The sequence below is a fragment of the Shewanella rhizosphaerae genome, from assembly GCF_019457655.1.
Taxonomy (GTDB): domain Bacteria; phylum Pseudomonadota; class Gammaproteobacteria; order Enterobacterales; family Shewanellaceae; genus Shewanella; species Shewanella loihica.
In genome coordinates this window covers 640,207-654,447 of record NZ_CP080420.1, presented here as the reverse complement: position 1 = coordinate 654,447, position 14,241 = coordinate 640,207, and the positions used below count along the sequence as shown (strand labels likewise).

Annotated in this window: 12 protein-coding genes; all 12 read right to left on the bottom strand. The window is 53.5% G+C overall.

Features of this window, described 5'->3' with window-relative positions; all coding sequences use genetic code 11:
* Positions 1-150: 150 nt before the first annotated feature.
* The 12 genes from K0I63_RS02970 to petA all read right to left on the bottom strand — a co-directional run bounded on the left by K0I63_RS02970 (position 151) and on the right by petA (position 13,959).
* A complete protein-coding gene (locus K0I63_RS02970; RefSeq protein ID WP_220044176.1) occupies positions 151-951 on the bottom strand; it encodes a DUF1338 domain-containing protein in 801 nt (266 codons plus the stop codon).
* A 140-nt stretch (positions 952-1,091) separates the two neighbouring features.
* The gene (astD, locus tag K0I63_RS02965) at positions 1,092-2,552 is read right to left on the bottom strand and encodes a succinylglutamate-semialdehyde dehydrogenase (RefSeq protein ID WP_220083361.1); all 1,461 of its coding nucleotides are present in this window, start codon (positions 2,550-2,552) and stop codon (positions 1,092-1,094) included.
* A 9-nt stretch (positions 2,553-2,561) separates the two neighbouring features.
* Positions 2,562-3,581, bottom strand: a complete 1,020-nt coding sequence (gene astA / locus K0I63_RS02960) for an arginine N-succinyltransferase (protein WP_011864385.1) — start codon at positions 3,579-3,581, stop codon at positions 2,562-2,564.
* Between the two features lie 136 nt (positions 3,582-3,717).
* Positions 3,718-4,935, bottom strand: coding sequence for an aspartate aminotransferase family protein (locus tag K0I63_RS02955; RefSeq protein WP_011864384.1), 1,218 nt, complete (start codon positions 4,933-4,935; stop codon positions 3,718-3,720).
* Positions 4,936-5,549: 614 nt separating this feature from the next.
* A complete protein-coding gene (locus K0I63_RS02950; RefSeq protein WP_220082469.1) occupies positions 5,550-6,695 on the bottom strand; it encodes an HDOD domain-containing protein in 1,146 nt (381 codons plus the stop codon).
* Between the two features lie 110 nt (positions 6,696-6,805).
* Positions 6,806-9,292 carry a S9 family peptidase gene (locus K0I63_RS02945; protein WP_220082468.1) on the bottom strand — a complete coding sequence of 829 codons (2,487 nt, stop codon included), beginning with the start codon at positions 9,290-9,292 and terminating at the stop codon, positions 6,806-6,808.
* Between the two features lie 169 nt (positions 9,293-9,461).
* On the bottom strand, positions 9,462-10,049 hold the full coding sequence (locus K0I63_RS02940; protein WP_220082467.1) for an anthranilate synthase component II: 588 nt from the start codon (positions 10,047-10,049) through the stop codon (positions 9,462-9,464).
* A gap of 206 nt (positions 10,050-10,255) precedes the next feature.
* Entirely contained in the window at positions 10,256-10,714 is a 459-nt protein-coding gene (locus K0I63_RS02935; protein ID WP_011864380.1) for a ClpXP protease specificity-enhancing factor, read from the bottom strand.
* Between the two features lies 1 nt (position 10,715).
* Complete coding sequence (gene sspA / locus K0I63_RS02930) at positions 10,716-11,345, bottom strand: stringent starvation protein SspA (protein WP_011864379.1); 630 nt, start codon at positions 11,343-11,345, stop codon at positions 10,716-10,718.
* 108 nt (positions 11,346-11,453) lie between these two features.
* Positions 11,454-12,155 (bottom strand): cytochrome c1, encoded by a 702-nt coding sequence (locus K0I63_RS02925; protein WP_011864378.1) that lies wholly within the window; start codon positions 12,153-12,155, stop codon positions 11,454-11,456.
* The gene (locus K0I63_RS02920) at positions 12,155-13,369 is read right to left on the bottom strand and encodes a cytochrome b (RefSeq protein WP_011864377.1); all 1,215 of its coding nucleotides are present in this window, start codon (positions 13,367-13,369) and stop codon (positions 12,155-12,157) included. The genes K0I63_RS02925 and K0I63_RS02920 overlap by 1 nt, the downstream gene beginning before the upstream one ends.
* A complete protein-coding gene (petA, locus tag K0I63_RS02915; RefSeq protein ID WP_011864376.1) occupies positions 13,369-13,959 on the bottom strand; it encodes a ubiquinol-cytochrome c reductase iron-sulfur subunit in 591 nt (196 codons plus the stop codon). Before petA ends, K0I63_RS02920 begins: the two co-directional genes overlap by 1 nt.
* Positions 13,960-14,241: the final 282 nt, after the last annotated feature.

Genomic DNA, 14,241 nt, shown 5'->3' with positions numbered 1-14,241 from the left:
TTAAGGAATAGCCTTTAAAGGATAAGTTTTAAGGAATAGGTTTTAAGGGCAATTGCTTTCAAACCATAGCAAATACGATAGGCTAACTTACGCCCACAAAAAAGCCGATGCAGTGCATCGGCTTTTTGCTGTCAGAGATTCACCCCAGGATTAACCTGCGTTGTTGGTGCTCTCGAAGATCTTATCCGCAGAAGCTGCCACGAAGCCTGTGTAAAGCTCGCCGTCTGCCTTAGGGTAGCGCAAGGCAAACTCGTAGAAACAGCTTGGAATCGTCTTCTGGACGTCTTTAAAGGCCACATTGACCTTGTCGGCCATGGTCGATGACTGCTCGAGCAGTACGTCCGCCGAACCCTTAACCTCACCGCCGACGCTGTTGAGCACGAAATCGCCCTGCTTCAGGGTGTCATTCACCTCAAGGATAGTGTTGTATCCAGGCAGGTGGTTGATCGACACGGTAAAGTGGTTCGCGCGGTAACCGAACGCCGCCACCCATGCCGCGTACTCGCTCTCGGCCAGTAGCTGCTCGTAGGTCGCGTAATCCAGTTCCCAGTGACGGCCAGAGTAGAGGAAGTTATCCGCGGTAGTCGCGGCTTCATCCACCTGCTCTACCAGACCATGAACTATGGCTTGTAGCTCAGGGCTGAAGGCTTCGACCATCAGCTCAGAGATAAACACCTTAGGCTGAGTCGGATCCGGATGTTCGAAGTGCTTGGCCTTAAGCTTCTTGGCTTCGAAGTCGTAGTCGCCACAGGCCACATAGCCCAGAGACTCGAAATGCTTCGCCAGAACGCTCAGGTTCACCTTGGCAATGTTGAAGGTGCGTAGGGCGATATGATCGTTGATGATGGTCTCACCCTTGGCCAATAGCTGGTGTACCTTGGCGGCTGAGGGGGTCATTTCAACATAGTCGTCCCATAGGGCGGCAAATAGCTGGTTTACATCGGTATGCATCAATTTCTTCCTTAACATCATCGTGTTACCGGTCGTTATCGCGCCGGTTTGTTTGTTTTCACGATATAAGTACAACGAGATTTTTCGTGTACGCCTATAAAAATGGGAGCAGACAAGACGCCCACTCCCATGCTTGTTTACTAAAGGGTCAGACCCGGACTCAGGCTAACAGGCATGGCCAGGGCATCGGCCTCGACCGAAGCCACTGGGTAGGCACAGTAGTCGGCGGCATAGAAGGCGCTCGCCCTGTGATTACCCGAGGCGCCAACGCCACCAAAAGGTGCCGAACCTGATGCGCCTGTGATCTGCTTGTTCCAGTTGACGATACCCGCACGGATACGCGCCAGGAAGTAGTCATAGTCTTCGCGGCTGTCCGCCAGGATACCGGCAGAGAGACCATAGCGAGTGTCGTTCGCAAGCTTGATCGCCTCGTCGAAGTCTGTGTAACGAACCACCTGTAGCAGTGGACCGAAGTACTCTTCGTCGGGCAGCTCGATCACCTGAGTCACATCGATAAGACCGGGTGATACCAGGCCGGTACCGGCTTCCAGATGCTTAAGCTCAACCAGCGGTGTACCGCCCAGGTTAATCAGGTTACGCTGAGCTTCCACCATGCCTTTTGCCGCCGCCTCAGAGATCATAGAACCCATGAATGGCTGTGGCTGCGCATTCCAAGGCCCCACCTTGATCTGCTTAACCGCCTCGGCCAGCTTAGCCAGCAGGGCATCGCCCTCGGCGCCCTTCTCCACATAGAGACGACGGGCGCAGGTGCAGCGTTGACCCGACGAGATATAGGCCGACTGAATGATGTCGTGAACCGCCGCTAGGGTGTCTTTGACGCCCTTGATGATCAGCGGGTTGTTGCCGCCCATCTCCAGCGCCAGGATCTTACCCGGATGACCCGCGTATTGCTGGTGCAGGATGTGGCCGGTGCGAGAGCTACCGGTGAAGAAGAGGCCGTCGATCTGTGGATGTGACGCCAGCGCCTTGCCGGTTTCCACTTCGCCTTGAACCAGGTTGATCACGCCAGCCGGCAGACCCGCCTTCTCCCACAGCTTGAGCATCAGCTCGGCCGTCTTAGGGGTGAGTTCAGATGGCTTGAACACGACTGTGTTACCCGCAAGCAGTGCTGGGACGATATGACCGTTCGGCAGGTGGCCCGGGAAGTTGTAGGGACCAAATACCGCCACCACGCCGTGTGGCTTGTGACGCAGCACGGCGCGGCCGGCTGGGGTGTCGTTTTCTGAGGTGCCGGTACGCTTGTGGTAGGCAGCTACCGACAGGCCGATCTTGCCGATCATGGCCCCTGCTTCGGTGGCGGTTTCCCACTGTGGCTTACCGGTTTCCTGAGCGATCACCTCGGCGATATCGCCCTTGTGAGCCTCGAGCTGGTCACGGTAGGCTTCGACAATCGCCAGACGGGCATCGAAGCCCAGCATGAACCAGTCGAACTGAGCGGCGCGCGCCGCCTCTACTGCTGCGTTAACCTGCTCTGGTGTCGCCGTCTTGCTTTCCCAGATCACTTCTTGATTTGCTGGGTTCTTCGAGACCACGTCGTGGCCCAGACCGGCAACCCACTGGCCGTTAATAAATTGACTCATCATATATTCCTACATTGCCAAGACACGGATCTGTTCACCTTCTGCCACCAGCAGCGCACCGGCAAGCTCGGGTGACAGGATCACCTCGTCGGTTTCATCGCTGACCATCAAGTTGGCCGAGGTGGCGCGGTAACCCGCTAACAAAGTATTTGAGATAATAAAACTGCTGCTCGAGACAGGCATCTCGCCCACCTTGACCGTCAGCAGACGGCTCTCTCTCACCGAACGAATATCGTTAAGATTGCACTCGACCGTTGGACCGCCGTCGAAGATATCCACATAGCCACGGCATCTAAAGCCCTCTGCCTGCAGCAGGTTAAGCGCAGGACGAGTGTTGGTGTGCACCTCGCCGATCACCTTCTGTGCCTCTTCGGGCAGCAGACAGACATAGACGCTGTTTTTCGGCATCATCTCGGCCATGAAGGCCTTCTGCCCCAGGCCCGACAGGTAATCAGCCTGCACGAAGTCGATGCCGAGGAAGTTCTTCTGCAGCCAGCCGTAGAAAGGCGAGTTGCCCTCGGCGTCGCTCTCGCCACGCATCTCGGCGATCACTGTGTCGCCGAAGCGTTCGGCGTGCTGCGCCAGGAACAGGAAACGGCTACGAGACAGCATGCGTCCGTTGTTGTTCTTACGGTAGGTGTCACGCAGAAACAGGGTACATAGCTCGGCGGCGCCCGTGTAGTCGTGACACAGGGTCAGGGTTTCCACCTCGTTGCGCACATCGATCTGCTCTGAGTAGTAGACCTCTGTGCCCAAACGGTAGTGATAAAACGCATCGACCATGCCGACCGCGGCCTCGAGCCCACAGGTACCGACCACTTCGCCAGTCTCTGTGTCTTCCAGCACCATAAGATAGCCTTCGTCGAACGGCTTCTCGATCTCTTTAACGAACGAGGCCTCGACGCGGGCAATCTTATTTCTTAATAGTTCTTCATTGACGGGTAAAGACGTGAATCCATGACCTGACTCGATGGCGATTTGATACAAGGCATCGAAATCGCTCGATCGTATGGGGCGGATAATTAACATCTTCGGGTCTCCTCACTTGTCCTTGTCGTTCAAACGCAGACAGCCTTAACAATTAAGACCTATATGCCACGCTTGAGGTTCAAGGTTTTCTCTCAGACAAAAAAGCGCGGTTGTTATGCCGCGCTTATGCTGTCGCTTAGCCAGCTACAACCTTGGCTACTGCACGTTCGAAACGAGCAAGACCCTCGGCGATATCGGCCTCAGGAATAACAAGAGAAGGAGTAAAGCGGATCACGTTTGGACCGGCTATCAGGCACATCAGGCCTTCGCTGGTACCGGCAACCAAGAAATCTTTCGAACGACCCTGGTACTGCTCGTTGAGCACGGCGCCCAGCAGCAGGCCTTGACCGCGAACCTCGGTGAACACATGGTACTTTTCGTTGATCTGGTTCAGACCATCACGTAGCAGCTGCTCGCGACGTTTAACACCATCGAGTACCTCTGGCGTGTTCACGACATCCAGTACCGCGTTACCGATTGCACAGGCTAATGGGTTACCGCCGTAGGTTGAACCATGGGTACCAATCTTGAGGTGAGAGGCGATCTCAGTAGTGGTCAGCATGGCCGCGATAGGGAAACCACCACCCAGCGCCTTGGCTGTGGTGAGGATGTCTGGCGTCACTTCGGTGCGCATGTAGGCATAAAGCTCACCAAGACGGCCCACACCAGTCTGAACTTCATCGAAGATCACCAGGGCGTTGTGCTTGTCGGCCAGGGCACGCACGGCGCGCAGGAACTCAGGATCGGCGTCTATGATACCGCCTTCGCCCTGTAGTGGCTCGAGCATGATGGCACAGGTCTTGTCAGACACTTCGGCTTCCAGCGCCGCGATGTCGTTAAATGGTAGGTGCGTAATAGACTGTGGCTTAGGACCAAAACCGTCTGAATAGGCCGCCTGGCCACCCACGCTCACGGTGAAGAAGGTACGACCGTGGAAAGCCTTGTCGAAGGCGATGATCTGATCCTTCTCGGCGCCAAACTTGTCCAGGGCGTAACGACGGGCCAGCTTAAGGGCCGCTTCGTTGGCTTCTGCACCTGAGTTCGCGAAATAAACCTTCTCGGCGAAAGTGGCCTCAACCAGCTTGGTAGCCAGTGCCAGTGCAGGCTCGTTGGTCATCACGTTGGCCAGGTGCCAGATCTTCTCGCCCTGCTCTTTCAGTGCGCCCACTAGCGCAGGATGACAATGACCAAGACAGTTCACCGCGATACCGCCGGCGAAGTCGACAAACTCGTTGCCTTCCTGGTCCCAAACACGGCTACCCTCACCACGGACAGGGATCACAGCCGAAGGTGCATAATTAGGCACCATTACTTCATCAAACTGGGCTCGGGTTAGCTTATGGTTCACGCTCATTCTACTCATCCTTTCAATGTTGCCGAAGGCTTCAATCGCCTGTCGTACCCGTCTTTTTCCAAAAAGCGACGCCTATCGGTGACGGTTATTTTGTTATCTAGGGGGACATTAATAGCGAAAACGTGATCAAAATACCAGTTCCTCCAGTCGAGCCTTCTTAGCATGTGCATAACAAATGCATAAAGATTTGAGCTTAAAGGTTATACAAGCGTTTATAACCTAGGCTTGAGCATAAATAGTCAGAAAAAAGTTTATCGACCCAAAATTCAACTAATAATGTGATTTTTATGAATATATAGTCACATTTCGACGTGGCGTGGATAGTAAAACATTTCCACAGCAAATAACACTAAAAAGCATCAGTAAAACAGTTCATTCTCACTGCCCTGTTGTACACCGCCGTTTCCACTCTTCATTAGTTGGATGCGAGTGACCTGACAGACGTGGCCAGCAAGGTGAATGATGTCATCACTATCAATGGGATGCGTAGCGAAGGGTAAGAAGAAGGCGCCACTGTTAAGCTGAGTTTTGGGCGCCCTGGGAGAAGCCGCGTTTTACGGGCTAAGGGCTAACGCGAAGCGCTAAAGGCCAGCACGCGACGCGCTAGCAAAGCTCTAATAAAGGTCTAGCTTGCGGTAGTTCTGTCCCTTGAGACGGATCTGCTCCTGCTCCGAGAGCTGATAATAGTCGAACATCATCTGCTTCTCTTTGGGCGAGATCAGCCGCATCTCATCGAGCATCAGCACCTTGGCATAACAGCTGGCCCGAGCGACCAGAGCCGCCTCAGTTGACAACTCGCTATAGCTAAGACAGGTGTCCAGCTCCCTCTGGGTCTGGGTCAGTCCGCTGGCGGAGAAGTCCAGCAGCTCAGGCAGGCGCCAGTTAAGAGTATGGGCATGTTGCAGCACCTGCTGGTAGATATCCTCGGCGGGAAACTCGGTGGCCAGCACGGCGTCATGCAGCTCCTTGTCACGACTGGCACTGGCCTCCCTGAGCCAGTTACCCCAGATGCTCTCGTAGACCTTGGCACCATTCTTGAGCACCACTGAGACCCCTAGCTGATAGAGCAGGCTACTTGTGTAGGCGGTGGCCATGTCCTGCTCATTGAGCTGCGCCAGTGCCTTGGCGGCGATGCCGGTAACCATGGCGTAACGCCACAGCTTACGTGTGGTCCAAAGCTGATTGGCGTGCCCGGTTGGCAGCCAGTTGCGCAAGCAGTAATAGGGGATCAGCAGCCTGAGGTTTTCGACACCGATGAAGTTGAGCACCAGCTTTATCTCGGTAACCTTCACATCCGAGCGCTGCTGTCGCTTATGACGAAACGAAGGACTGTTGACCATGTTGGTGAGATCCCGTGCCAGCCAGGGCAGATCGGCTATAAGCAGGCGCAACCGGCTCAGATCCAGGTTCTTCTGCTGCAGCAGCTCCAGCATCAACATCTGACTGGCGTTGATGCCCGAGTGCTGTATCAGCAGCTCTGGCGAGGCCAGTTGATTGTCCAGGGTGCTGTTGACCGTAGTGATCAGCTGCTTAGAGACCGCCTCGTACACCTGCCGTGCCTGGATCTGCTTGGAGAGGCGTTCGAACACGGCGTCGCGCTCGATGGCGAGCTTATTGGCATCGTTTTCCAGTTCACGGTCTAAGTCATCAAACATGGAGGCCGCGGCCTTCTGCTTACCCACGATGATCTGTTTCAGAAGCCTGTGTTCGATATCTATGATGATGCCCGGACGGACACCACCGGCAATGGACTTTGCCACCTAAGCCGTTCTCCTCAGCTAATTGCGCGCATTAGGCTTATATTACACCAAATCACGCACTTGGCAGATCCCCAAGCAATAAAAAGGGCCTCGAATGAGGCCCTGGTCGGTTATTTAAGCTCTTGCTCGAACAACTTGAAGATGCGGCGGTACTCATCTAACCAGCTCGAAGGCTGACGGAAGCCGTGGGGCTCGACCGGATAGATGGCGGTCTCGAACATAGGCTTCTCCAGCTCGATCAGTCGCTGCACCAAACGCACGCTGTCCTGGAAGAAGACGTTATCGTCCAGCACACCACTCATCACCAACAGCGGCTTCTGCAGTCCCTGTGCGTGCTCGATAGGCGAGCTGCGCTCATAGGCGATAGCATCCACATCCGGCGTGTTGAGAATGTTAGAGGTGTATGGCGCATTGTAGTGCGCCCAGTCGCTCACGGGGCGTAGCGCCGCACCGGCCTGGAACAGCTCGGGCTCGGTAAACAGTGCCATGAAGGTGAGGAAGCCACCGTAAGAGCCACCATAGGTACCGACACGCTTAAGATCCACATGAGTATTGGCCACCATCCAGTTAACGCCGTCCTTCAGATCTTCCACCTCTGGATGACCCATGTTGCGATAGATCGCCGTGCGCCAGTCGCGGCCATAACCTTTAGAGCCACGATAGTCCATGTCCATGACCACATAACCCTGCTGAGTCAGCAAATTGTGGAACATGAACTCGCGGAAGTAGCCGGAGAAACCATAGTGGGCATTTTGCAGATAACCGGCGCCATGATTGAAGATCACCGCAGGGTATTTCTCGGCCCGCGCCTTATCGAAGCCCTGTGGCAGATAGACTCTGGCATAAACATCGCCGGCGCCATGGGTAGATGGCACCTTAACCACCTCCGGGGCCTGCCAAGCATATTGCTTGAAGGCATCCGAGGTGTAGTGGGTCAGCTGCTTGAGCTCACCACCGATCGCCTGCACGTAGAGTTCGCTCGGCTGAGTACGACGAGAGGCCTTGAGCAGCAGCTTGCTGCCATCTGGGCTCAGGCTGTAATCCAGCTGACCATCCCACTGGGTGAGTTGCTCGCTCTGGCCATCGGCAATGTTGACGCGATAGACGTTGTCGATACCTGGATGGTCCTTGTTGGCCTTGTAGTAGATATACTCGGCCTTGGGGCCTAGGGTGATATCGCTGACCACATACTTACCCTGGGTCAGGGCCTTTGGCTTGGCGCCGCTCGCCTTGAGGTAGAGGTGGGAATAGCCGGTCTCTTCCGAGAGGTAATAGAGGGTATCGCTCTGTGGCAACCAGCCGAACTGGTTGAAGTTGTAGTTAACCCAGGCATCGTCATGCAGCCTGTGCTCTGTCTTCAGTGAGCCCGACTTGAGGTTGAGGGTGGCAATCCATCTGTCTTTGTTGTCCACAGCCTCGAGCATGATGGCGACCTTGTTGTCCTTGGCCTGCCACTGCATGGCGCTCTGAGTCCAGCCCCAGTCCTGCATCAGCTGCACCTTACGCGGCGACTTCTCGCTCTTATAGGTCTCGCCCTTGGCTTTGGCATTTTCAGCCTTTACCGAGGCCAGCACGTCTTCATCGAAGCCTGTCAGGCCTTCGATGGTGATGTCACGCTTCTCATGCTGCTCGAGATCCAAAAGCACCAGACGCTCGCCGGGATACTTATCTTCGGCCACACGCGCCCTTGCAGGTACGGCATCCACATAACCTTGGCTGCCCAGATAGTTAGGCATGATGTCATGCTCGGCGCGCCAGCTGTAGTTCTTATCCACCAGTGACAGCAGCAGGTAGCGACCATCCGGTGACAGGCTCATCTGTGAAACTGTCTCCTCCTCGCCCAGATACCATGTCTTAGCCGTCATGGTAGGATCTTGCTTGGCCAACTCCGCCTGATACTGCTCTTTCTCTTGCGCCTGGTTCTGCTTGAGGGCGACATATTCAATCAGTCTATGCTGCTGCTTGGCGATATAGCTGCTAGGCGCCTCAACCCCTTTAGGCTGCTTGGCCATCTTGATATTGGCGATCTGTTCATACAGGCCACTGTCGCCGTGAATGCGGAACACCTGCTCACCCTGCCAGTAGGCGATATCGCCATTGGTGAGGAAACGCACCCCATCCACCTTAGTGTTTTGACGGGTCAGCTGCGACACCTTGCCGCTGAGCAGATCTTTAACGAACAGGTTGCCCTGATAAATATAGGCCTTGCGGCTGCGGGCCTCGTCCATCACGCCATACTGCTGATCCGCCTGATGCAGGGCATCTAGGGCTAGCTTAGCGGCCTCACCCGAGACGAGTGGCTGTTGATAGTAGTCCAGTAGCGGCGATTGATGGGCCTGACGGGCAAAGTAGACCGACTGGCTGTCGTCACTCCAATATTCGCCCTTAGCCAGGATCCCCATCCAATCTGGATTTGCCATGATCTGTTTGAGGGTCAGCGGCTGATCCACGCTTGGCGGCGTGGCTAACGCCACCTGAGTGCTTGCCTGAGTCGTTACCTGAGTCTGTTGAGTATCGCTTGAAGGGGTGGCAGCACAGCCCCCCAAGATGGTGAGGGTCAAAATGCTGAGACCAAATCCACGAAACGCGCCCGTCATCGTCCTTCCTTATTATTTATGTCGCCGGGATAAAGGCCCAGCCTTGTTATTTTGCTGCCTTTTATATCACAAAATGGGAGTGGGACGAGGATGTGGGCGGGATAAAACTTGTAACAGTTTGAAAAAGAATTGGCCTAATTCGCTCGTGGCACTAGGCTCGAGCCCCCTTTTAGTTACTGGAAGGAATGCTCTGCTTAACGAAATTTGCCAGCAGTTCGAGTCCCTGCTCGGTGAGGATAGATTCGGGATGAAACTGTACGCCATACAAGCCTAGCTCGGGCCGACTCATGGCCATGATCTCCCGGCCGTGAACCGGGTCGTCGAACCAGGCATCCAGGGTAAAGTCCTTGGGCAGCTGCTCGACCAAGAGGGAGTGATAACGGGTGACGGTGAGCGGCTGATTCAGCCCAGCAAACAGGCCTTTGCCAGTATGAGCGATAGCGCTGGTCTTGCCATGCATCACCCGCTTGGCACGCACCACCTGAGCCCCGAAGGCCTGGGCGATCGCCTGGTGGCCGAGACAGACCCCCAATATGGGCAGCTTACCGGCGAAGGCCTTAATGGCCTCAAGGGAGATACCGGCCTCATTAGGCGAACAGGGACCCGGTGAGATCACCAGCCTGCTCGGCGCTAAAGCCTGGATGTCGGCGAGGCTAAGCTCATCGTTGCGCCTGACGACAATCTCCTCCCCCAGCTGCTGAAAATACTGCACCAGGTTGAAGGTAAAGGAGTCATAATTGTCGATCATCAGGATCATGAATAGAGTGCTCGTGTGAATTGGGTGTGAGTTGCGGGTGTGAGTTACGCCGCATTTTTCTGGCGCAGATGCTAACACAGAGTCCAGGCGGGATCATCCATTCTACTGACGCCATGGGCATACCTCCCGCTATGCCCCCACCCATGCATGCCTTTTCTCAGGCACAAAAAAACCAGCCTAAACTGGTTTTTTCTCGTTCGCGCCGGTTATTTCACCAGGGTGAGATGACCGCGACGTTTCGGCTTATCATTCTCGGCAGAAGCCTCGGCCACAGCCGGCTCATCTGTCTTGGGCTCATCGACCACAGAGAGGCCCAGATCGCGGGCATCGGCCTCGAGCTGATAGGCTTCTTCCTGATCGAACACGGTTCCTGCGCCATTTTCTCTGGCGTAGATGGCGACAATCGAGGCCATAGGCAGTACCACCTGTTGCGGTACGCCGCCGAAGCGGGCATTAAACTCGATGAAGTCATGACCTATCTGCAAATTACCCACGGCACTGGCGGTAATATTAAGCACTATCTGTCCATCTTTCACATACTGCTGCGGTACTTGAGTACCGGGCACATAAGCGTCGACCACCACATGAGGGGTCAGCTCGTTATCCATGAGCCAGTCGTAATAGGCCTGTAACAGGTAAGGACGGTTAGGGGTCATAGGTTTCATCTTAGATACCCATGCGCATTTCGCGCTCAGCCTCGGTCAAAGACGCCTTGAATGAGTCACGGTCAAATAGACGTGTCATGTAGGCTTTAACTTCCTTGGCGGTACGGCTGTCCAGCTCGATGCCCAGTACAGGCAGACGCCACAGCAGTGGGCCCAGGTAGCAGTCGGCCAGACCAAACTCTTCGGCCATGAAGTAAGGCATCTCGTTAAAGATAGGGGCAATAGAGGTCAGGCTCTCCTGAAGCTCTTTACGCGCCTCATCGGCACGGTCACCCTTACGAATGCGATCGACCAGGCTATACCAGTCGTTTTCGATACGGTGCATCATCAGACGCGTCTGGCCACGGGAAACCGGGTAGACAGGCATCAGAGGTGGATGCGGGAAACGCTCATCCAGGTATTCCATGATGATGCGTGAGTTATAAAGCACCAACTCACGGTCAACCAAAGTTGGCACTGTGTTGTATGGGTTTAGCTCAATAAGATCTTCAGGCATATCGCTAGGATCCACCTGCAGAACATCGACAGTCACTCCCTTTTCCGCCAAGACGATACGGACTTGATGGCTATAGAGATCGTCGGCGCCTGAAAACAGGGTCATGATTGAGCGTTTATTGGCAGCAACAGCCATTGATACCCTCCAAGATTTAAATATGAAAGCTAAAAAAGCAAAAACAAACGAGGGGCAAAGCCCCCCGTTTATAATATGCGGATAATATATTCTAACCTCTATTGGGGGTTAGTGTACATCTTTCCAGTACTCTTTCTTCAAGAGGTAGGCCACAATAAAGAAAATAAACAGGAAGCCCATTACCCACCAACCTAAGCTTTCACGCTCAAGTTTTACCGGCTCGCCTGAGTAAACCAGGAAGCCTGTGATGTCACGAACGACTTGATCATATTCTTCGGCAGTCAGCTTTCCACCAGTAGCAACGAAGCTACCGTCTTCTTGCTTAACCTGCAGACCTTGCAGCTCTTGCAGTACGTGCGGCATAGCCACTGACGGGAAGACAGTGTTGTTTACACCAAATGGACGAGTCTCATCTTTGTAGAAACTCTTCAGGTAGGTGTAGATCCAGTCTTCGCCACGTACACGTGCAACCAGAGTCAGATCCGGTGGCGCTGCACCGAACCATTTCGCCGCGTCGACTTCAGGAATGGCATTTTCCATCAGGTCGCCGACTTTGGCATCGCCGTTGAGCATATACTTGTTACGCATATCGTCAACTGAGATACCCAGGTCTTCGGCTACACGGTTGTAACGCTGATACTGAGTGCTGTGACAGCCTGAACAGTAGTGCTGGAAAGTATCCAGACCACGTTGCAGTGACTCTTTGTCTTTCAGGTCGACGTTAGCACTTTCTAGATGAACATGGGCACCACCTGCAGCAAACGCAAGAGATGGTACTAATGTAACTAATGCAATCAGTAATTTTTTCATTAGTGGGTCAACCTCTCTGGTACAGGCTTAGTTTTCTCATTCTTACTGTATAACCACAGCGCTAAGAAGAAACCGAAGTATGTCAGAGTGAAGACGCGCGCAGCGATTGTCAGCGTTGGCGTCGCAGGTACGGCACCCAGGTAGCCTAAGATAACGAAAGATACGGCAAACTGACCAATGTTCAGCTTATGAATCATGCTACGGTAGCGGATTGACTTAACCTTACAACGATCTAACCAAGGTAGAACGAAGAGTACGGCAATCGCTAGACCCATACCCACAACCCCTAACAGCTTGTCAGGAATCGCACGTAGGATGGCGTAGAATGGTGTGAAGTACCAAACTGGCGCAATGTGCTCAGGTGTCTTCATCGGGTTAGCCGCTTCAAAGTTTGGCTTCTCGAGGAAGTATCCACCGCCTTCAGGCATGAAGAACAATACGTAGCAGAAGACGATCAGGAAGCCAGCGACGCCCATGATATCTTTTACTGTGTAGTAAGGGTGGAATGGGATACCGTCTTTCGGCCAGCCATTCTCATCTTTGTTCTTCTTGATCTCGATACCGTCTGGGTTGTTAGAACCCACTTCGTGCAGAGCGATCAGGTGTAAGAACACCAGAACCACAAGCACCAATGGCAGCGCGATAACGTGTAGCGCGAAGAAGCGGTTCAGTGTCGCACCAGAAACAACGAAGTCACCACGAATCCATAGTGTCAGGTCGTCACCGATAACAGGGATAGCACCAAACAGAGAGATAATTACCTGTGCGCCCCAGTAAGACATCTGTCCCCAAGGAAGCAGGTAACCCATGAAAGCTTCAGCCATCAGTACGAGGAAGATCAACATACCGAACAGCCACAGCAGCTCACGAGGCTTCTGATAAGAACCGTAGATCAGACCACGGAACATGTGCAGATAAACCACCACGAAGAAGGCCGAAGCACCGGTTGAGTGCATGTAACGCAGCAACCAGCCGTACTCAACATCACGCATGATGTATTCGATAGAGGCGAAGGCACCTTCTGCGGTTGGTACATAGTTCATGGTCAACCAGATACCGGTCAGCAGCTGGTTAACCAGTACTAGCATGGCCAGCGAGCCAAAGAAGTACCAGAAGTTGAAGTTGGTCGGCGTCGCATATTGACCTACGTGACGGTTGTAGGTCGCCGTCATAGGGATGCGCGCATCAATCCAATCGATAATATTCTTAACCATTATGCAGCCCCCTGGTCGACACCGATGATCACGTTGCCGTCATCAATGTATTGATGAGGTGGAACAACTAGGTTCAACGGCGCTGGAACACCCTGGAATACACGACCAGCCATATCAAACTTAGAGCCATGACATGGGCAGAAGAAACCAGAAGCGACGCCTTCAACCTGTTCACCGAATGTATCAGGCAGATACGTTGGAGAACAACCTAAGTGCGTACATAGACCAACGGCAATAAAGTACTCAGGCTTGATTGAGCGAACGGCGTTCTGCGCGTAGGCAGGTTGTTGCTCTTCGTTAGACGCTGGATCGCGCAACTTATCATCGTGAGTAGCAAGACCCTTTAAGATCTCTTCAGTGCGGCGGACAACCCATACAGGCTTTCCACGCCATTCAACACGGATCAGCTGACCCGGCTCTAACTTACTAATATTTACTTCTACCGGCGCACCTGCAGCTTTCGCTTTGGCACTCGGATTCCACGACTTTATAAAAGGAACCGCTACAGCGACGGCACCAGCACCACCCACTACGGCGGTTGCTGCGGTCAGGAATCTGCGACGTCCGGTATCGACTGGCGCATTGCTCATCCACTTATCTCCAGAGAGTGTTGGAATTTTTGTTTTAAAAATTTTTGAAATTGGGGTTTTACCCCAAAGCGCAAAAATCAAATTTGAGGCGGGGCTCATTATAGCCAAAAATTAGAAGCAGATCATAGTAAAACAAAGCACAAAGTTAACTATGTTAGGAAATTGCTCATTCTAGAAGAAAATGTGCAGCAAGAGCGGGATAAAACTGTCAGGATTTTACCTGATAAAATGGTAAACGAGAATAACAATCAAAACTAAATTAGTAACTTGCAGAAATAAGCG